17 protein-coding genes and 2 tRNA genes are annotated in these 20,141 nt (G+C 66.6%); 3 read left to right on the top strand and 16 right to left on the bottom strand.

Translation table 11 applies throughout. The features are described 5' to 3' along the window. The 5 genes from LK10_RS20215 to LK10_RS20195 all read right to left on the bottom strand — a co-directional run. Positions 1-435 (bottom strand): amino acid permease (locus tag LK10_RS20215; protein WP_043127966.1); only part of this gene is annotated, 435 nt, incomplete at its 3' end. 110 nt (positions 436-545) lie between these two features. Then, on the bottom strand, positions 546-1,997 hold the full coding sequence (gene aspA / locus LK10_RS20210) for an aspartate ammonia-lyase (RefSeq protein ID WP_081998723.1): 1,452 nt from the start codon (positions 1,995-1,997) through the stop codon (positions 546-548). Between the two features lie 159 nt (positions 1,998-2,156). Continuing rightward, the gene (locus LK10_RS20205) at positions 2,157-3,281 is read right to left on the bottom strand and encodes an asparaginase (RefSeq protein WP_043127964.1); all 1,125 of its coding nucleotides are present in this window, start codon (positions 3,279-3,281) and stop codon (positions 2,157-2,159) included. Positions 3,282-3,355: 74 nt separating this feature from the next. Next, entirely contained in the window at positions 3,356-4,090 is a 735-nt protein-coding gene (locus LK10_RS20200) for a FadR/GntR family transcriptional regulator (RefSeq protein ID WP_043127961.1), read from the bottom strand. 51 nt (positions 4,091-4,141) lie between these two features. Continuing rightward, complete coding sequence (locus tag LK10_RS20195; RefSeq protein ID WP_043127957.1) at positions 4,142-4,816, bottom strand: DUF1684 domain-containing protein; 675 nt, start codon at positions 4,814-4,816, stop codon at positions 4,142-4,144. A 41-nt stretch (positions 4,817-4,857) separates the two neighbouring features. Between LK10_RS20195 and LK10_RS20190 the strand changes: the two genes are divergently transcribed. Further along, entirely contained in the window at positions 4,858-5,634 is a 777-nt protein-coding gene (locus LK10_RS20190) for a hypothetical protein (RefSeq protein ID WP_081998718.1), read from the top strand. 29 nt (positions 5,635-5,663) lie between these two features. Next, on the top strand, positions 5,664-6,470 hold the full coding sequence (locus tag LK10_RS20185; protein WP_043127954.1) for a transglutaminase-like domain-containing protein: 807 nt from the start codon (positions 5,664-5,666) through the stop codon (positions 6,468-6,470). A gap of 125 nt (positions 6,471-6,595) precedes the next feature. On the opposite strand, the gene LK10_RS20180 is transcribed toward LK10_RS20185, so the two are convergent. The 7 genes from LK10_RS20180 to bcp form a co-directional block, all read right to left on the bottom strand. Next, positions 6,596-7,081, bottom strand: a complete 486-nt coding sequence (locus LK10_RS20180; protein ID WP_043127951.1) for a MarR family winged helix-turn-helix transcriptional regulator — start codon at positions 7,079-7,081, stop codon at positions 6,596-6,598. Further along, the gene (locus tag LK10_RS20175; protein WP_043127948.1) at positions 7,078-8,199 is read right to left on the bottom strand and encodes an LLM class flavin-dependent oxidoreductase; all 1,122 of its coding nucleotides are present in this window, start codon (positions 8,197-8,199) and stop codon (positions 7,078-7,080) included. The genes LK10_RS20180 and LK10_RS20175 overlap by 4 nt, the downstream gene beginning before the upstream one ends. A gap of 87 nt (positions 8,200-8,286) precedes the next feature. After that, positions 8,287-11,394: an efflux RND transporter permease subunit gene (locus LK10_RS20170; RefSeq protein WP_081998717.1), complete on the bottom strand. Its 3,108-nt coding sequence runs from the start codon at positions 11,392-11,394 to the stop codon at positions 8,287-8,289. Positions 11,395-11,463: 69 nt separating this feature from the next. Then, the gene (locus tag LK10_RS20165) at positions 11,464-12,954 is read right to left on the bottom strand and encodes a malate:quinone oxidoreductase (protein WP_043127945.1); all 1,491 of its coding nucleotides are present in this window, start codon (positions 12,952-12,954) and stop codon (positions 11,464-11,466) included. Positions 12,955-13,097: 143 nt separating this feature from the next. Then, positions 13,098-14,753 (bottom strand): ABC transporter substrate-binding protein, encoded by a 1,656-nt coding sequence (locus LK10_RS20160; protein WP_231567860.1) that lies wholly within the window; start codon positions 14,751-14,753, stop codon positions 13,098-13,100. An 84-nt stretch (positions 14,754-14,837) separates the two neighbouring features. Next, positions 14,838-14,922: transfer RNA gene (locus LK10_RS20155), tRNA-Leu, on the bottom strand. A 79-nt stretch (positions 14,923-15,001) separates the two neighbouring features. After that, positions 15,002-15,487: a thioredoxin-dependent thiol peroxidase gene (bcp, locus tag LK10_RS20150; RefSeq protein ID WP_043127942.1), complete on the bottom strand. Its 486-nt coding sequence runs from the start codon at positions 15,485-15,487 to the stop codon at positions 15,002-15,004. Between the two features lie 202 nt (positions 15,488-15,689). Between bcp and LK10_RS20145 the strand changes: the two genes are divergently transcribed. Then, a tRNA-Lys gene (locus LK10_RS20145) sits at positions 15,690-15,762 on the top strand. Between the two features lie 215 nt (positions 15,763-15,977). Here the strand turns inward: LK10_RS20145 and LK10_RS20140 are convergent. From LK10_RS20140 to LK10_RS20125, 4 genes are all read right to left on the bottom strand, one after another. Further along, complete coding sequence (locus LK10_RS20140; protein WP_081998716.1) at positions 15,978-17,255, bottom strand: DUF2235 domain-containing protein; 1,278 nt, start codon at positions 17,253-17,255, stop codon at positions 15,978-15,980. Positions 17,256-17,459: 204 nt separating this feature from the next. Next, positions 17,460-18,212, bottom strand: coding sequence for an SDR family NAD(P)-dependent oxidoreductase (locus tag LK10_RS20135; protein ID WP_043127939.1), 753 nt, complete (start codon positions 18,210-18,212; stop codon positions 17,460-17,462). Between the two features lie 76 nt (positions 18,213-18,288). Next, complete coding sequence (locus tag LK10_RS20130; protein WP_052207625.1) at positions 18,289-19,311, bottom strand: aldo/keto reductase; 1,023 nt, start codon at positions 19,309-19,311, stop codon at positions 18,289-18,291. A 92-nt stretch (positions 19,312-19,403) separates the two neighbouring features. Beyond that, positions 19,404-19,994, bottom strand: a complete 591-nt coding sequence (locus LK10_RS20125; RefSeq protein WP_052207624.1) for a TetR/AcrR family transcriptional regulator — start codon at positions 19,992-19,994, stop codon at positions 19,404-19,406. Positions 19,995-20,141 lie beyond the last annotated feature (147 nt).

Raw genomic sequence — 20,141 nt, 5'->3', positions numbered from 1 at the left:
GTGCATGTAGAGGGCGGCGGCGGTGGTGTCCACGATGGTGGTCATGGCCCAGTTGATCCAGTAGAACCAGCCGGAGACGTAGGCTGCCTTCTCGCCGAAGAACTCGCGGGCGTAGGAGACGAAGGACCCGGAGGAGGGCCGGTGCAGGACGAGTTCGCCCAGGGCGCGCAGGATCAGGAAGACGAAGAAGCCGCAGATCGCGTAGGAGAGGACCAGGGAGGGCCCGGCGGCGGCCAGGCGGCCGCCGGCGCCCAGGAACAGGCCGGTGCCGATGGCCCCGCCGATCGCGATCATCTGGATCTGGCGGGCCTTGAGGCCCTTGTGGTAGCCGGCGTCCTCGGCATGGATCACATGATCCGTCGAATGCGCATGGCCGCCATCTTCAACGTGGTCAAAGCGTTGCTGGCCCGTCTGGGCGGGGTCGGTGGAGGACATCGGCGTCCTTTCGTTGGTTGGGAATGGGTGGGAGATGGTGTTCAGTCAGAGAGGGAGCGCGAGCGTGAGGAAGCCCACGGTGGTGAAGAAGCTTTAGAGGGCGGAGATGCTCAGAGAGTCAGATTTGCGAGGCGTTCGGGGCGCAGGAGTTCCTCGAGACGCTCGGCGGTGAGGAGGCCGCGTTCGAGCACTAGTTCAGCCACTCCTCGCCCCGTCGCCAGCGCCTCCTGCGCGATTGAGGTGGCGGCCGCGTAGCCGAGGTACGGGTTGAGCGCGGTCACGAGACCGATGGAGTGCTCAACGCTCGCGCGCAGCCGGTCCGCATTGGCCGTGATCCCACGGACGCAGCGCTCGGTGAGCGTGTAGCACGCGGCTTCGAGGTGCGCGATGCTCTTTTGGAGGCTGTGCACGATGACCGGTTCGAACGCGTTGAGCTGGAGCTGCCCCGCCTCCGCAGCCATCGTGATCGTCACGTCATTTCCGATCACCTCGTACGCGACTTGGCTTACTACCTCGGGGATGACCGGGTTGATCTTGCCGGGCATGATCGAGGAGCCGGACTGCACAGCGGGCAGGACGATCTCTGCGAGACCCGCACGGGGTCCCGACGAGAGCAGGCGGAGGTCGTTGCAGATCTTCGAGAGCTTGACGGCTACGCGCTTGAGGACACCGGAGAGGTGCACGAAGGCACCCATGTCCTGCGTTGCCTCGATGAGGTCGACGGCGGTCACGAGCGGCAGGCCTGTTGCCTCGCCGAGGTGGCGGCAGGCTGCTTCGGCATAGCCAGCGGGAGCGTTGAGGCCCGTGCCGATCGCTGTGGCGCCGAGGTTGATCTCGTGCACGAGCCGCGAAGCCTCGCGCAGCCTCTCCCGGTCTTCTCCTATGGTCACCGCATAGGTTCCGAATTCCTGGCCAAGGGTCATGGGCACGGCATCCTGAAGCTGGGTGCGCCCCATCTTGACGACGGTCCGGAACTCGGTGGCCTTGTCCGCGAAGGCGTCTTCGAGCGAGGTGAGTGCTTTGAGGAGGCCCTCGATGCCGTAGACCGTCGCGACACGCACGGCAGTGGGGTAGACGTCATTGGTCGACTGGCTCAGGTTGACGTGGTCGTTCGGGTGAAGCGCTGCGTAGTCGCCCTTTGCATGTCCGAGCAGCTCGAGCGCGCGGTTGGCGATGACCTCGTTCGCGTTCATATTCGACGAGGTCCCGGCGCCGCCCTGAATGACGTCGACGACGAACTGGTCGGCGAGCTGTCCGCTGAGGATTTCGAGGCAGGCCTTCTCGATGGCGCTCCCGCGCTCCGTGTCGAGGAGGCCGAGTTCCTGGTTCGCCCGGGCGGCCGCGAGCTTGACTGCCGCGAGCCCTCGCACAAGGTGGGGGTTGGTCGAAAGCGGCTGTCCCGTGATCGGGAAGTTTTCGACCGCGCGGAGAGTGTGGACGCCCCAGTACGCGTCAGCGGGGATTTCCCGGTCGCCGAGGAGATCGTGGTCGATGCGTGGGGAGGGGTCGTTGCGTGTGGAGGGGAGGGAGGTTTCCCCGTCGAGCGTCTCTTCATCGAGCATCTCGGCACGGTTCATGGGTGGAGCCTTTCGTCCTGTTTTGGGCGCAGTTCGGTGGGGCGGAGTTCGGTGGGGCGCGGTTCGGTTGGGCGGAGTTCGGTGGGGCGCAGTTCGGTTGGGCGCGGTTCGGGTCGGCAGGGTCGTTGTGGCGGCCTGATCAGGTCAGGCTGGGAACGCGTCGTCAAGTGCGGCGAGGAGGCCGACGGGCCGGCCGCCGCCCAGGACGGTCGAAGCGGCGAGATCGGCGAGGGGACCGTCAGGTGCGGCCTCGGAAATGCCGAGCGCGGCAAGGGCGCGCACCGCTACGGGCATGCGAGCGCGGTCGCCGCCGTCGGAGATCTTCACAGCGATCGCGCGACCGTCCGGGAGTCCGACGAGCTGGACGCCCTCGAAGCCGTCCTTCGCAACGGCTCCCGGCAGGCGCCGCATGAGGAGGGTCACGTCGCGGCCCTCGCCCGCGACCATCTCAGGGTGGGCCGTCATGGCGCGTGCGACGGCGGCTTCCGCGCTCACGGCGACAGACCCGCCGTCGTGCGCCCCGCCTGTGTGCCCGCCGTCGTGCGCCTCGCCTGTGTGCCCGCCGTCGCGGGTCTGCGCTTCGGCCGCAGCCTGCGCGAGGCGGCCGTAGGCGCGGGCAATGCCAGCGAGACTGAGCGCCGGAAGAGGCGTGCCGCATCCGTCGGTGCTCCAGCCAGCGGGCTCTTCGCCAGTCAGCTCGGCGATCGTCGCAGCGACGAGCTGTTGGAGCGGATGATCCGGATTCAGGTACCCCGCGACGGGCCACCCGTTGAGGGCGCAGACACCCGCCATCGCGGCATGCTTGCCCGAGCAGTTCTGGCACAGGTGGTCGGCGCTGCCGCCGTCGTGGAGCCACTGCTCGCGCTCCCGTACGCCATAGGGGAGGTCCACGGTGTTCTCTAGCGCTGAGATGCCTAGGCCGTGGAGAGTGAGGATCCGCAGCGCACCTTCGCGATGTGCCTTGCCGCCGCTGTGGCTCGCGGCCGCGAGGGCAAGGAGCTCGTCCGGAAGGCTGAGGCCCGCGCGCACGAGGGCGACGGCCTGGAGCGGCTTGAGCGTGGACCGTGGGTAGAAGGGAACGCTCGAATCACCCGCTTCCCACAGAAGGCCCCCGTCTGCGCCGGTGGCTGCCACGCTTCCGTAGTGGACGCCTTCGACGAGCTCGCCACGGATCTGTACGGCGAGTGGGACGTGGGCGGGGAGTCCCGGAAGCATGAGGGCACGGCCTGCCGGGGTGACGAACGGGGAATGATCAGTGATGGAAGGCATGGCTCTCTGGGACGCGATAGTGGGTGGTTGAGCTCGGCAGATGGGTCGAGGCCGGTCAGGGCGGCCGAGGCCGGTCAGGGGCCCGGAGTCCCCAATGACCCGACAGCTTCGTTGACGGCTGCGAGGTGCTCCGCCATGGCTTCGCTCGCGAGTCCGGCGGAGCCGGCCTCGATCGCTGCGACGATCCGGGCGTGCTCGACGTCCGAGGCGCGCTGGCGGTCGGCGACGAGGTTGAGGGTTTCAGATTGGTTTGCGAGCGCCTCGCGCAGGTCGACGACGACGCTTTCGAACACCTTGTTGCCGCTCGCCCGGGCGATCAGGCAGTGGAAGGTGGCGTCGAGCGCGACCCAGGCCGCAGGGTCGTCCTCGACGGCCATGTCGGCCACGATCCCCTTGAGGGTTGCAAGGTCCTCCTCGCTGCGCCGAGCAGCGGCGAGCCCAGCCGCAGGAACCTCGATGTGGGGACGGGCTTCGGTGAGGTCGCGCGCGGAGTAGCGCCCGAGCACGAGATCGCCTGAGGCGCGGTTCGAGACGACGAACGTTCCCTTCCCGGTGTGGGTTTCGGTGAGCCCTAGTGCGGCGCATGATCGGAGCGCTTCCCGGACCACCGAGCGGCTCACGCCGTAGCGCCCGGCCAGAGCAGCCTCAGCGGGGAGTTTCGAGCCGACGGGGACACGTCCCGATTCGATCTCTCCACGCAGTTCTGCCAGAACCGCTTCCGCGGCGCTCAGACGGGCCAGAGGGCGGCGGATGACCTCGGCGGACATCACCTCTGGCTGTCTAGCTGTACGGCTGTCTGACAGGTTCACCCCACGAGTATGACGCTTCTCACAGAGCGGTGTCAACCGGGCGCGTGCCCCTCAGAGTGCGGGATACAGCTCGCCAACGGGAACATCAATCGCTAGGCGATTCTCCGGCCCGGGGAGCGGGCAGGCCCATGCTTCGTTGTAGGCGCACGAGGGGTTGTAGGCGAAGTTGAAGTCGAGCACGTAGACGGGTACGCCGTCGTCGTCCGCGCGGGCACCCAGGTAGGCGCCCTTGATCGTGTCGAGAAGATACCGCCCCGCACCATAGGTCCCACCCTCTCGGCCCGCGGTGCTGTCTCGGAATGGCACGAAGACGCCGCCGCCATAGCCCGCGTGGCGCCACGCCGCGAGCGGGCCGAGGCCGGGTACGTCGAACGTGCCGAGCCGCACGAACGGCACCACCCCGTCCGTGCCGGTTTGGACCGACCTCTCCTGGCCCACACCCTCTGGGAGGAGGGGCAGCTCGAAGCGGTAGCCGGCGTCGTAGGGAGCCGTTCGCAGCCCGCGAAAGGCTGTGCGCTCTGCACCGACGACGGCGGAGGCGGGGTGAGTGCCGAAAAGCAGGTCCCGCTCGCGGCACCACAGTTCGTGCCCAGCGCGTGGGCTCTCGGCTGCGCGGACGCGCCGATAGAGATCGAACACGCGGAGTCGCCAGTCCGCGATTTCATGGGCGGGGATCGCGAGTTCATGGGCGGGGATCGCGAGGCCGTGTTCGTCGTGCTCCAGCATGGCGCCAGAGTACCGCCGCTGCCGTTCGCTAGTCTGGCTCCATGGTCGCGGTTCGCCACGTCGTGATGGTTCTCGGCGCAGCCCTTGGCACCCTTGTCCTTGCTGGGTGCGGCGGCACTCAGGGTGCGCCTCAGTGGACACCAGTGGGCCCGCAGGCGTCCTCGGTTAGCGCCTCTCCGACTCCCAAGGCGACTGCCTCGACGAGCGGGACACCGTCGGCCGGCGCGACGTCGACCGATTGGAAGACTTTCACCGACCCGGGGAAGACGATCAGCTTCGAGCTGCCCGCGCAGTGGATCGTGCAGTCCGCTCCGCTCGCTCCGGGTTCTGCGGCGTCCGCAGTGCACTATGACGTCAAGAAGGCCGACGGAACTTTCGTCGCCGCGCTCCAGACCGGGCTGCCGATGCCTGCCTCGCAGCCGTGCGATGCGAGCCAGGCCAAGCCCTACACGGTGCTCAACAGCGTCCCGGTCAATCTTCCGTTCAAGGATGGCCCCGCGGCGCTGACGCCCCGCTTCGTCTTCCGCGTCATCCAGGGATACAAGTACTTCGGCTCGTTCGGGCTCGTCGGTGTCACAACCTCGGCCCAGGATGGGAAGGCGTGCCGCCTCCTCAACATCGTGCCGGGACCGACGGGCTCCGGCGGATACGCCTTCTCGGATGTCACAGAACTCGCGCCTCTCGCCCCCGAAGCCGAGGTTGCCCCGCTGCAGGCATTCGATAACCTTGCTCAGGCGTCGGATTACGTCCAGACGTCGGGAGACTTCGCCGATGCGCAGCGGATGATCATGTCGCTCAAGTTCACGAAGACCTCCTAGGCCGTTCGACTCCTAGCCTCTGGAGCACCATGCTGCGTACTGTCAGCGCCCGTCTCTCGTTCACCACCGTGGCCCAGACGAAGGTGGCCATGGCCGTCGCCGTCGCGAAGAATCCCGGGTACACGTCCTTCGACGAGCAGCTCACCGTGACCTCCGACGGCCAGCCCGTCCCGTGGCGCGAGCTCGTGGACGGGCACGGAGGCCGCTTCCAGGTGCTCGAGTTCGACTATCCCTCTGACGTGGAGGTCGAGTACACGGCGAGCGTGCGTGGGCGCGCCGTCCCCGAAACGGTGGACGAGATGGAGCTCATCCGCTACGTGCGGCCGAGCCGGTACGCAGAGAGCGACCGGCTTCTTCCGACGTCCTACGGACAGTTCGGGGGGATGGCCGGTTCCCCGCTCGTCGTTGCGGTACGCAAGTGGGTTCACGAGCAGCTCTCCTACGTTGCCGGTTCGTCCCGTGGGACCGACGGTGCGGTCGAGACCCTGCTGCATCGCCGCGGCGTCTGCCGGGACTATGCCCACCTCGCGATTGCGCTCCTGCGCGCCAAAGATGTCCCGGCCCGGCTGACGGCGGTCTACGCCCCCGGGCTGCGGCCTATGGACTTCCATGCCGTCGCGGAGGCATACGTCGACGGCGCCTGGCATGTCATCGATCCGACCGGCCTCGCGTCGCGTTACGGGATGCTCCGGATCACGGCAGGGCGCGACTCCTCGGACACGGCCTTCCTCTCGACCGTCGGAGGGAGCCTCGTCCTCCGTCGGCTCGCAGTCGCTGCCGACTGTGACGAAACGCTCCCCGACGACGATCCGGAAGCACTCGCCGTCGTCGGCTGACCCTCGTCCGAGCGTTCGTTGGTCACGTTCCGCTAGTGCGCGAGCGTTTGTTGGTCACGTTCCGCTAGTGGGCGCGTGGGAGGTGACCAATGGACGACGACGGCGCGCCGCCCGGGGCGGGCAGCTCACAGGGGGTGCGTCTCGACCACATGCTCCCGGAGCTTTGCGGTGAGCCGCGTCAGCTCGGCGAGCTCATCGGCGTCGAGCGCCCCGCCGAACAGGCGGCTGATCTCGCGCACGTGCCCGCGTCCGATCCGTCGCTGGGTCTCGCGGCCGGCCTCGGTCAGCGTGATGAGAATGCCGCGGGCGTCGTCGGGGGCGGCGCGGCGCGTCACGAGCCCCTTGCGCTCGAGCCGCTCGACAAGCCGGCTGAGGCTCGACTGGGCGAGCAGGACATGCTCGTTGAGCTCGTTGAGACGCAGGCCTCCCTGCGGGCAGCCGCTCAGCGTGAAGAGGACGTCATACTCCTTGATGCCCAGGCCCCGGAAGGCTGGGTCGGCTTGGAGGCGTCGCATCACCGCGACCTGCGCCCGGAAGAGGGACTCCCATGCTTCGGCCGTCTCGCGGACCGAGGGCGTGGGCGTGGCGGCCCCTCCAGCCGGAGGATTCATTTCGCGACCTCCGCCCCTTCGGCCTCCGCCTGGGCGGCAGCAGCGGATCCGTCCCGGCGGGCGACCAGCGCGGCGTGCGTCGGTCCCTCGGGGACGTCGGCGGGACGGCCGGCTTCGAATCCGGCCTTGAGCTCGGGGAGCACCTCGCCCAAGAGGTCGAGCTGCTCGAGGACTGTCTTGAGGGGCAGGCCGGCATGGTCGACGAGGAAAAGCTGGCGCTGGTAGTCGCCGAAGTAGTCCCTGAAGGCGAGGGTCTTCTCGACGAACTCGGCTGGGCTTCCCACCGTAAGGGGTGTCTGGGAAGTGAAGTCCTCGAGCGACGGACCGTGGCCGTAGACCGGCGCGTTGTCGAAGTACGGGCGGAATTCCCGCACGGCGTCCTGTGAGTTGCGCCGCATGAAGAACTGGCCGCCAAGGCCGACGACGGCCTGGTGGGCCTTGCCGTGGCCGTAGTGCTCGAAGCGCTCGCGGTAGAGGTTGATGAGCCGAATGTAGTGCTCCTTCGGCCAGAAGATGTTGTTAGCGAAGAATCCGTCGCCGTAGTAGGCCGCGAGTTCGGCAATCTGCGGGGTGCGGATGGAACCGTGCCATACGAACGGGGCGACGCCGTCGAGCGGTCGCGGTGTGGCGGTGAAGTTGTGGAGCGGGGTGCGGAACTTCCCTGACCAGTCCACAACGTCCTCGTCCCACAGGCGCCGGAGGAGTGCATAGTTCTCGATCGTGAGTTCGAGCGCGTCGTGGGGGTTCTTTCCGAACCACGGGTATACCGGGGCGGTGTTGCCGCGGCCGAGCACGAGGTCGGTTCGGCCGTCGACGAGGTGCTGGAGCATCGAGAAGTCTTCGGCGATCTTGACCGGATCGTTCGTCGTGATGAGCGTCGTGGTCGTGGAGAGGATGAGGTGCTCGGTCTGCGCGCCGATGTAGCCGAGCAGGGTGGTGGGCGAGCTCGGGTAGAACGGCGGGTTGTGGTGCTCTCCGGTCGCAAAGACGTCGAGCCCGACTTCCTCGGCGTGCCGGGCGATCTGGACTATCGCCTTGATGCGCTCGGCTTCGGTCGGCATCCGGCCGTTCGTCGGGTCGAGCGTGACGTCGCCGACGCTGAAGATTCCGAACTGCATAATGACCTCTTTCCTCGTGTTCCATCAGGATACATGCATTTGCATCTACCTTGAACCGAAGGCGGTCAGGGATTGTTCCCGGCGGGTTCAGCCCTCCAGAACGAGGGGCTCGGCGAGTTCACGAAGGAGCCGACGCCGCTCGAGGCGTCCCTCCACGAGCCGATACAGGACTGGCACGAGAACAAGCGTGAGGGCCGTAGACGAGACGAGCCCGCCGATGACGACGACGGCGAGCGGCTGCGAGATGAACCCGCCGCCCCCAGTGAGGCCGAACGCCATGGGGGTGAGCGCGAAGATCGTGGCGAGCGCCGTCATGAGGATCGGCCGGAGTCTCTGGCGGGCGCCGTGCTCGATCGCGTCCTCGAGGGCGAGGGCCGGACGGTCCGGGCGCGGCCTGCGGTATTGGTTGATCAGGTCGATGAGGACGATCGCGTTCGTCACGACAATGCCCACCAGCATGAGGAGCCCGATGAGGGCCGGAAGTCCGAGCGGAATGCCGGTTGCGAGGAGGAGCAGGATGGCTCCGGTCGCGGCAAACGGGATGGAAACGAGCAGCACGAGTGGCTGGAGGAGGCTCTTGAAAGCAGCCACCATGACGACATACACGATCGCGATCGCGGCGAGAAGAGCGAGGCCGAGCTGGCGGAACGAGTCAGCCTGCTGGCTTGCCGCTCCGCCCACCGACGCTGTCGCTCCGGCCTCAAGTGCCAGACCGTTCACGCGCTTCTGCACCTCGCCGCTCACGGTGCCGAGATTCGCATTCCCGGGGGTGACCGAGACCGTCGCCGTGCGTTGACCGGAGGTGCTCGTCACCGTGACCGGTACGTTCACCGTCTCCACGCTTGCAATCGAACCCAAAGTGAGGCCATGCGCGCCCGGAAGGGGGAGTGATCGGACGGCATCGACGCTTGAGAACTGCGTGCCCTTTCCGATGAGCACTGGGTAGTCGGTCGTGTCGATCCGCACAGTACCTGCTGGAATTGGGCTCGCCGTCGCCGCGAGCAGCGCCCCAACCTGCTGCTCATTGAGCCCGGCCACAGTGGCCTTGGCACGGTCCACCTTGACTTGGACGACCGGCTGCGCCGCGGCGAGATTGCTCGTCACCTCCGTCGCCCCCGGAACGCCCTGGAGCGCGCCGAGGACGGCGTCGTTGGCCTTTGCCAGCGATGCTGAGTCCGGCGCCTTGACCGTGACATCGACCGTGGAAGCGGTGCCGAAGCCGCCCTGCTGCTGGCTCAGGTTCACTTTGCCAACTCCCTGGAGGCCGCTGAGTTCGGTGCGTACGCGCTGTTGCAGCGCCAATTGGTCGGCGTTCTCGTCGGTGATGACCGTGAACGCCGCACTCGAGGCTCCGGAGGAGAGGAAGGCGCTGAACCCCGTCGTCGAGTTGCCGATCGTGACCTGAACCGTCTGCACTCCGTCGGTGTGGCGGAGCACGTCCTCCACCTTCCCAGCGGCGGCGCTTGTGGCGTCGAGGCTCGTGCCCGGCGGCATCGTCTGGTTCACGGTGAAGCTGTTCTCGCCCGAATTGCTCAGCAGGTTCGTGGGGAGGAGAGGCGTCATCGCGAAGGTTCCAACGAGGACGACGGCGCCCGCAACGAGCGTCCACACCGGGTGCCGCTGGGTTGTGCGCAGGATCGGCAGGTAGCCCCGTTGGATGAGGCTGCGTTTCTCCTTCTCGTGCGCGAGCGCCTCGACCTCGGCAGGGTCCACGGCAGGGAAGCTCTTGCGCCCGAGGAACCAGTAGGCGAGGACAGGCACGATCGTGAGTGCAACCGCGAGGGATGCGAGGAGCGCGATCGTGACCGTGAGCGCGAACGGGCGGAACAGTTCGCCCGCGAGATCGCCGACGAACGCGATCGGGAGGAATACGGCGACGGTCGTGAGGGTGGATGCGGTGACCGCTCCGGCAACCTCGCGCACGGCGGCGAGGATCGCCGTCGTCTTCTCCTCGCCATAGCTCAGGTGACGTTTGATGTTCTCGATGACGACGATCGAGTCGTCGACGACGCGCCCGATCGCTATGGTGAGCGCGCCGAGCGTAAGGATGTTGAGCGAATAGTGGGCCGCGAAGAGTCCGATGAAGGTGATCAGGAGCGAGAGCGGAATCGAGACTGCCGTCACAAGGGTCGAGCGGACCGAGAGCAGGAACACGAGGATCACGAGGACCGCGAAGCCGAGTCCCAGGAGGCCCTCGGTCGTGAGGTCTTGGATGGACTTTTCGATGAACGGCGCCTGGTCGAAGACGGTTGTGAGCTTGGCGTTGGACCCCAGCGCGGACTGGAGGCCCGGGACCGCGTTCCGGACGGCATGTGAGATTGCGACGGTGTCGCCATCAGGCTTCTTCGTGACCGACACCGCGAGCGTTGGCTTCCCGTCGGTGCGCGTGATCGAGGTCGCAGCATCGTTCTGGACGGCCACGCTCGCGACCTGCCCGATGGTGGTCGGCTGGGTCGCCCCCGCGAGCGGGAGACCTTTGATGGCGTCCGTCGAGTCGATCGGGCTGCCAGCCTGCAGCGAGAGCGTGCGTCCCTGCTCCGTCACGGTTCCCACGGGGACCAGCGAGCCGTTGTTCTGGAGGGCGTTCTTGATCGCCGCGACGTCCACGCCGCGCGAGGCAAGCGCTGCGGGGTCCGGTTGGATCTGGATGTGCTGTGTGGCCGCGCCTGTGATGTCGACGCTGCGCACGCCGTCGATCTTCGACAGAGCCGGGACCACCTGCTGGGTGAGCTCATTCTGAAGGTCGCTCAGGGGACGATCGGAGGAAGCAGCGAGGAAGACGATGGGAAAATCCGTGATGCTCCCGGCGAGCGTGTTGGGCGAGACGTCCGAGGGGAGCTCCGACTTCGCGTTAGAGATCGCGCGGTCGATCTGGTTGCGCGCTCGGTCGAGGTCGGTTCCATACGCGAAGGAGAGCAGGATCGTCGAGACTCCCGTGCGCGATGTCGAAGCGCTGCTCTCGAGGCCCTCGACGGCTTGGAGCGACTTCTCGAGCGGCTGCCCCACCTGCTTGTCGACGACGTCGGGAGAGGCGCCGGGCATCGACGTCACAACCGTGAGCTGCGGGAACTCAATCGACGGGATGAGCTCCTGCTTGAGCGTGCCCACGGTGATGACGCCGAAGACGGCGGCGAAGACCGTGATGAGCGCGATGAGCGCCTTGTTGGCCATAGAGAGGCTCGCGAGCCGGAACATGGGGTGGTCTCCCGTCGAACGACGGCGGCCCGCACCGTTGTACGGTGCGGGCCGCCAGATGCCTTTGCGCTACTGGGCGGTGGCCGCCAGCTGGAGGGCGTCGGCCGTATTGGCCGTTACCTCGGCGAGCAGGTCGGGATTCTCGTTGAGTTTGACGCCGTAGCCCGGCATCATCTCACGGAGCTTGTCCTCCCAGCCACGGTACTTCTTCGGGAAGCAGCGCCGCATGAGTTCGAGCATAATCGGAACGGCGGTCGAAGCGCCGGGGGAGGCGCCGAGCAGGGCGCCGATCGACCCATCACGTGAGGTGATCACCTCAGTGCCGAACTGCAGGACACCACCCTTCTGCGGGTCCTTCTTGATGATTTGAACTCGCTGCCCCGCTGTGATGAGCTCCCAATTATCGCCGTCTGCCAGCGGGAAGTACTCGCGCAGCGCTTCGACCTTCGCGCCACGGCTCTTCGCTACTTCCTTCACGAGGTACGCCGTGAGATCCATGTTGTCTTTCGCGACCGCGAGCATGGGCACGATGTTCCCGAGCCGGATCGAGAGGGGCAGATCGAGGAGTGAGCCGTTCTTGAGGAAGTTCGTCGAGAAGCCCGCGTACGGGCCGAAGAGAAGCGAGCGCTTCCCCTCGACGTACCGCGTGTCGAGGTGCGGGACCGACATCGGTGGAGCGCCCACCGAGGCCTGCCCGTACACCTTGGCGTTGTGACGCTCCGCGATCGATTCGTCGGTGCAGCGGAAGAACTTCCCCGAGACAGGGAATCCACCGTAGCCCTTGCTCTCCTGGATGCCCGAGGCCTGCAGAAGGTGGAGGGCGCCACCGCCGGCGCCGATGAACACGAACTTCGCATGGATGCGGCCACGCTCGCCGGATGCAGTGTGCTTCGTGGCGACGTCCCAGCCCCCGCGCGAACGTGCGACGTCGGTCACGTCCGTTCCGTAGTTGACCTCGACGCCGTTGTCGGCCAGGAAGCCGACGAGCTCACGGCTCAGGGTTCCGAAGTCGACGTCGGTGCCGGAGGCGACGCGGTTTGCGGCGACGCGGCCCGGGCCGCGCCCCTCCATGACAAGCGGGGCCCATTCCTCGATCTGTGCCGGGTCCTCGCTGAACTCCATCTCGCTGAACAGCGGGTTGGGGTGAAGGGCCTCGTAGCGCTTCTTCAGGTAGTCCGCATGCGCGTCGCCGATGACGAAGCTCATATGCGGCACCGTGTGGATGAAGCGCGTCGGGTCTCCGATATCGCCCTTGCGGACCAGATGAGACCAGAACTGGCGCGAGAGCTGGAAGCCCTCGTTGATGCCCAGCGCCTTCGCGGGGCTGACGGAGCCGTCCTTGGCCTGAGGCGTGTAATTGAGTTCGCAGTAGGCGGCATGGCCCGTGCCTGCGTTGTTCCATGGACCCGAGCTCTCGAGCCCACCGGCCGGGAGGCGCTCGAAGAGCACCACGTTCCAGGCTGGTTCAAGTTTCTTGATGAACGCCCCGAGGGTCGCGCTCATGATGCCCCCGCCGATCAAGACGACGTCGGCGGACCGAGTGGTGGATATGAAGGTCACTGACTCTCCCTGCGCGTATGGACCACAGGCAGAATATCCCCCGGTGGGGCGGTTCTCTAAATCCTCGCGTGCCTGTGCGTCAAGGGGTTCACGCTCATTTTTTTCGGTGCGGCGAATTCTCCGCCGGACCGGTGGCCCGAGGCCTACGAGGTGAGGACGACATGGTTGAACGTCTCGTTGAGCACTGGTGACGTCGGATACGTGTCCACGCGATTCGAGAGTGCGACGGCCGAGATCGGGAAGGCGATGGGGATCGCGGGAGCAGTGCTCGCAAGCTGGGAGTTGATGTTCTGGTAGGCCTGCGTCCGATCGTTGCCGTCAGGCAGGCCGCGGGCTCGTCCGAGCTTGGTGAAGAGCTGGGCGTCGAAGAACCCGAACTCGCCGTTCTTGGAGCCGAAGAGCGGGGCCAGGAAGTCGTCGGGATCCGCGTAGGTTCCGTATCGGCCCAAGAGGTGGAACGCGTGGTCGCCCGAGGTGGTGACCTTCTCCAGATAGCCGTCGGTCCACGCGATCGGGACCGGTTGGATGTTGAGCCCCACAAGGGTGAGCTGCGCGCTCAGCTCCGCATAGACCTTCTCAGGCGAGGGCAGGTACAGGTGAGTGATGTCGAGCGGATAGTAGAACTTGAGCGGCTCGCCCCCGTAGCCGGACTGAGCGATGAGCCGCTTGGACTTCTCCGGGTCGAAGGACGGGAAGCCACCCGCCTGGTTGAAGCCGTTGAGCTTGGGCGGGAGGAATTGAGCTGCGGGCTTCGTGTCCTCGAGGAAGAACGGGGTGATCAAGGCGCTCTTGTTGATCGCCGAGGCGATCGCGAGCCGCACGTTGTCGTTCTGGAGGATCGGCACGGTCTGGTTCATGCCGAGGTACATGACCGAGAACGGGTCGCGTCGGACTATTTGAAGGCCCTTGCGGACGAGGGTCTCGATATTGTCCAGAGTCACCGCGTCGTAGCCGTCGATGGTGCCCTCGACGAGCGCTTCAAGCCGGTTCTGGGCTTGGTCGTACACAACGAGAGCGAGCTGAGCGATCTGCCCTCGGGTTCCCCAATAGTCCGGCGACGCCTCGAGCAGTACTCGGTCCGAGGTCCATTCTTTGAAGCGGAACGGGCCCGTGCCCACGGGGTGCTGGGCGTAGCGTGAGATCTTCGTCCCGGACGAGGGCTGGTCTTCGACGTCGGCAGAGCCAGCCTTGAGCGCGGTAGGGGAGGAAATCGCGAACGCGGGAGCTGTGAGGGCTTGGAGCAGTCCGGTGAGCGGAGATGTGAGGTCCAGGCGCACTTTGTAGTCGCTGAGGACCGTGCAGCCCTTGTAGAGCGAAAGCTGTGGCGCGTCCGAGTGGGCTTGGAATGTGGCCGTGAAGGGAAGGACCCCTCGGGTCGCGCGCAGCGCGGGGGAGAAGTTGAACCAGCGGTCGAAATTGGCTTTGACGGCGGCTGCGGTGAACGGGGTTCCGTCGTGGAACCTCACGCCTTGGCGCAGGGTGAATGTGTAGGAGAGCAGATCCGAGCTCTGGGTCCACTGCGTGGCGAGCGCGGGTGCCGGTGCCCCGGTCTCCGGGTCCGTTGTGAGGAGGCCTTCGAGGACTTGGCGAGTAACGCGCCACGACTCGATGTCCGCAGTGAGCGCGGGGTCAAGGCCGATGGGGGAGGCCGGCGTTCCGAACGTGAAGCTTTGGTTCGGTGCTGACGCGGCGCTCGCCGTTGTAGTCGGTTTGGGCTGCGGTGAAGGGGTGCAACCTGCCAGTAGTGCTGTTACTGCCGCCGCTTGAAGCAGATCCCTGCGCCTGATGCCTCGCGCCACTCCCTACGCCTTTCCCGCCGCACATGCCCGGCGCCCGTACCCAGGTCTCGACCCGCGCGGCCGGGCTCGTGCTCATGCCGGAGGTGGTGCGCGAGGAGGGACTTGAACCCTCACGTCCGAAGACACAGGAACCTAAATCCTGCGTGTCTGCCAATTCCACCACTCGCGCAGAGCCCGCACAGAACTGGGCGGGACCGTCAGCCAGTCTAGCGGGCGTCCTCAGGGAACCTGTTCAGGCAGCACCCAGCTCATTCCAGACCGAGGTCGCGCCGGAGTTTCGCGACGTGTCCCTTGGCCCGCACGTTGTACTGGGCGAGTTGGATCCGCCCGTCTTCGTCGAGGACAAACGTGCTGCGGATGAGGCCCTCATAGGTCCGTCCGTAGTTCTTCTTCTCGCCCCACGTGCCGTAGCTTTCCGCGACTTTATGCCCCTCGTCGGCCAAGAGGGTGAAGCCGAGATGCTGAGCCTCCGCGAACTTCACGACGGCGGAAGCCGGATCGGGCGAGATCCCGACGACCGAGTAGCCCGCCCTTCCCAGAGAAGCAAGGCTGTCGCGGAAATCACATGCCTGCTGAGTGCATGCCGGTGTCGCAGCTTGAGGATAGAAGTAGAGGACGGTCTTGCCCCCGCGGAGATCCGCGAGGGATGTGGTGCCGCCATTGGAATCGGGCAACGCGAAGTCGGGGGCGACATCGCCCGGGGCGAGCCGCTGTGAGGGTAGGGGAGTGCTCATGCCGAAAGCGTAGCCGCGTGATCGGCCGCTTGCTCCAGGCGGACGTTGGGGCGTGACTGACGACACGTGCGACGTGCTGGTTCCGGATTTCACTCTGGGCCGCGAACCGTGTAAAGTCTCATGTCGTTGCGGGGGACGCCGCGAGGTGCCAAGAAGGTCATGAGACCATCCTGAGCATGCGAAGATCCCGCTGACGAAAACTGCGCCTCTAGCTCAACTGGCAGAGCAATTGACTCTTAATCAATGGGTTCCGGGTTCGAGTCCCGGGGGGCGCACAGCAACCCCTTCCTGACCTGCGGAAAACGCGGATCGGGAAGGGGTTTTTTCGTGTCCTGACGGTGTTGCAACCCCCAAATTCACCCGCTTTCGGCGTTCCCGCTAGAGCGGCTCGACATCGTTATCACCGTCCTCGAAGACATCGTTATCACCGTCTTCGAAGACAAGGGCGAGCCCGGGACCCGCATCGCACCGACGCCCCGAGGACCCGGGTTCACTTTTGCCGGGGCGTCCCGTCGTCTGCCTCGGGCTCTGTCTCATCCGCGTCGGTAGATGGAGGAACCAAGGGTGCATCGCCGTCGCCGCTGGCCTCCACTTTGCCCTGATCGGTGATGGGGCCGCTCAACTCCTTGTCGACCTGAGCGGGATCGAAGGGAAGTTGGGTGACCGGGGCCGTCACCGTGGTCGTCGTGCCGCTGTGGAACGGCCCGATTTGGACGAAGGCGTTCGGGTCGTCGATGTGGGGGATCAGGTTCGCCGGGCTGTAGTTGTCGTCCCGCTCGTACCGGCGCTTGGCGGTGGAGGCGATCCACTCGTGGTCGCCTCCCCGAAGCGGCCTCAGATATGGAGGCAGCAGGCGCCAGAAGCCGGTCCGGGACTCGGTGAGCTGAGCGAGCGGGTTGGGGCGCGTCAGGTACTGGGCCGGTGGCTTTGAGGGGAAGCCGTCAGGCTTGAAGGCGACCCCGCAAAGAGATTCGAGCCGTTCGACGATCCACATGAGCGGGACGTCAGCCAGCGACGCGTCCTCGTTGCCGCCTCCGACATCGGCGTGGGTCCCGGCAAACCAGACCTGCTCCAGATGCTGTCCGTCTGCGTCTTCCTGCTGCTGCCACAGAGTGGGCTCGAAGGAGTTGCGCTTCTCGTCGATGGCGAGGGCCTGGAAGGCGAAGTCGACCTTGGTGGAGAGCTTCGTGTCGTGGAACTGCCAGGGCCTGTTGAGCACGTTGACCCAGCGCAGGCCGTTTAGGGGGATGCCGAGGGCGCCGACCGTGTCCCAGACCGCGATGCACCGGATGTGTGGTTCGGCCTCGATCGCATACTTCGCCCGGAAGTTCTGCGCTGCCTCGCTGCGCGGGTTCGTATCGTCGCTCCGATCCCGGTAGAAGCCATAGGCCTCATCCAGCATTTTCATATTCTCGGGGCGCAGCAGTCCGCAGTCCCTGATGAAGCCAGCCGTGCTGCGGGCCGTGAATGCGCCGCGGCTGAAGCCGACCAGGAAGATCTCATCGCCCGGCTCATAATTCTCGGCGATGTCCTTGTAAGCGGTGCGGACGTTGTGGGCCAGCCCCACACCGAAGGCCCCACCTGAAAAGCGGTCCCATGTCCCCACCCCGACACCTTCCACATAGAAGGCAAGCTGTTTCACCCCCGCTTGGTCTACCGGGGCCAATGCACGGTACAGCTTCTCCACATTCGAGGGACACGCGTGACCGTCCGTCGACTGATTCGGCCGATCCCACGTCCCGTCGCAGCACACGATGATCTTCTTCATGGCCCCTCCTCGGTCCCGGCGCTGCTGAAGACGCGGTCCAGCGACTCAGCACTCGGGAAGACCTTGCGCCACCTCATCGGGACCGCGAAGAGTCCAAGGTCCCCAATTTGGGAGAAATGGGCAGCCGCGACCGGAGGCCGCAGGGCGGCGAGCTGGTTCGAGGCTCTCATGACGTCCGGGTTTCGTGTCCTCTAGCTCACCGGCCTAGGTGGGGCGAAGGCGGAGGCTGTTCATTCCGCCGTCGACGGGCAGGGAGGTCCCGGTGGTAGAGCCGTTGATCGGGCTGGCGAGGTAGGCGATCGCCGCGGCGACCTCCTGGGCGGAAACGAGCCGTCCATGCGGCTGCCGGGCGTTGAGCGCCGCCCGCTCGGCCGCGGGGTCAGGGGCCTTGTCCAGCAGGCGGGCAACCCATGGGGTGTCGGCTGTGCCGGGACTGACGCAGTTCACCCGGATGCCTTCCCGGACGTGATCGGCCGCCATTGCCAGGGTCAGCGAATAGGCGGCGCCCTTGCTCGCCGAATAGAGGGCGCGCTGGGGCAGGCCCGCCGTGGCCGCGATCGAGGAGGTGTTGACGATGGCGGCGTGATCGGACTTCCTCAGGTGCGGCAGCGCGGCCCGGGACACGCGGACGATGCCGAGGACGTTCACCTCGAACACCCGCCGCCACTCGTCGTCGTCGTTGTCTTCGACGGTGCCTTGGGCGCCTATGCCGGCGTTGTTCACCACGATGTCGACGCCCCCCAAGGCGCGGACTGCCTCGTCGACCGCTGCCTCGACGGAGGCGGTATCCCCGACGTCGCACGTGATCGGGACCGACCCCTCCGGTGCGGAGGCGGGAGCCAGGTCCAGCACCGCAACTGCACAGCCGCGCTCCATGAGGTACGACGCGGTCGCCGCACCGATCCCCGAAGCGCCGCCCGTCACGATGGCCCTCAGACCGTCAAACTCGGCTGCCATTGCTGCTCTCCTTCCCCATCCCTGTCGTGGAGGATGACGGGATGCTCGCTGGGCACTTGGCCGATCCGGATGAATTTCATCGGTCGACTCCTTCGACGGGGGACCCTGCCGGGGCGGGGGCGGGGGCGGGGGCGGTGTCGATCAGGCCCTGTTCCTCCAGCTCGTCCCAGAGGGCCTGCGGGACCTCGCGGGAGGCCAGTGCGACGTTCCGCCCCACTTCGGCAGCTGTGCGCATTCCCACCGCCACAGAGATCACTAACGGCTCCCGGAATGGGAAGGCCAGGGCCGCCGCCGGCAGACTTGTGCCGTGCCGTTCGCAGATATCGGCCAGCAGGTTGGCGCGCTCGAGGAGTTCCGCCGGGGCTGGGGCGTAGTTGAATGTTGCGCCGGGCGCCGGCCTGTCCGTGGAGAGGAGCCCGCTGTTGAAGACTCCGACGTTGACGACGCCGATCCCGCGACGGGCGCAGGCGGGCAGGAGGTCCTGCCGGGCCCCCTGTTCGAGGAGCGTGTAGCGGCCGGCGAGCATGACGACGTCGACGTCGGTCTCAGTCACGAACCGGTGCAGCATCTCGGACTGGTTCATGCCAGCCCCGTACGCGCCGATGACGCCTTCGTCCCGCAGCTGGGACAGGGCCGGGACGGCGCCCTCGAGGGCCTCGGCCCAGTAGTCGTCCGGGTCGTGGATGTAGACGATGTCGAGGCGGTCCGTGCCCAGGCGGGCGAGGCTCTCCTCGATCGAGCGCAGCACGCCGTCGCGTGAGTAGTCGCGCACTCGCATCAGCTCATCGCTGACATCGAATCCCTCGGTGTCCCTGCCCCCGGGGCTCGGGTTGGGGCGAATGAGCCTGCCGACCTTCGTCGAGAGGACGTAGTCGGCGCGGGGCTGGCCCCGGAGGGCTTCGCCGATCCGCCGCTCCGACAGGCCGAGCCCATAGTGGGGTGCGGTGTCGAAGTACCGGATGCCATGTTCCCACGCGGCCTCGATGGCACCTATTGCGTCCGCATCACTGATCTCCTGGTACAGGTTGCCGATCGGCGCACCCCCGAACCCGAGGGTCGTCAGGGCGACAGCGGTGCCTGGGATAGTGCGTTTCTGCATCAATCGGTCCTTCCGTGCGGGAGGTCGTGTTCGAATCCGTAGAAGCGGGGCGGCCGTCCGGGCTGCGACGCTGGTCCTCTCCTCGGCGCCTCTCAGAAGCGGGTGTGGTCGTCCATGAGGAGGGCGGCCATCGTCCTTGCATGTGTAGCAGCGTAGGGGTCGCCTTCCGCAGCGGCGACGACCGCTCCCTTGATGAGGATGTGCATGGACCAGGCGAAGCCCTCAGGGTCCTCCAGCCCTGCCGCTGAGGCGATCCGGGCGAGCTGCTCCCGCGTCCTCTCCATGTATCGGATGCTTGCCCTGCCGAGCAGGTGCTCGGGACCCATCTCCATCATCACCTGCACGAAGGTCATGACTTGGGCCCTCCCCAGGAGGAACCAGACGTCGAAGACATCGAAGACGGCAAGCAGGGCGTCGTCCTGGTCGGCGTTGCGGGCGACGGCGGCGTCTATCGCCTCGCTCCGTTCCCGGTACCACCGGTCCAGGTAGGCGAGGACCACCTCGTCCTTGGAGCGGAAGTGCCGGTAGAAGGTGGCCTTGGCCACCCCCGAGGCCCGGATCAGCTGATCGATCCCGACGTCGCGGATACCCCGCCGGGCGAACAGCTCGTAGGCCGCGGCAACGATCCTCTCAGACGCACTGGGCGCCTTCTCGGCTGGGCCGCCCGGTCCTTGGCCTTCCATTTCCACTCCGCGATGCTACCCGCAGACGCAGCGGAGACAGACACCCGGCCCTCGGGAGGGAAACCGAACCGCGCCAGGGGATTGGATGATCGACAAGCGCAAGGCCCCAGGCCGCCGGTGACGATCCCGAGCCAGCCCGTCCAGTGC

Origin of the sequence: Sinomonas humi, assembly GCF_000802235.1 — a bacterium.
In the GTDB taxonomy this organism is placed as follows: Bacteria; Actinomycetota; Actinomycetes; order Actinomycetales; family Micrococcaceae; genus Sinomonas; species Sinomonas humi.
This window is presented reverse-complemented; position numbering and strand designations above follow the sequence as displayed.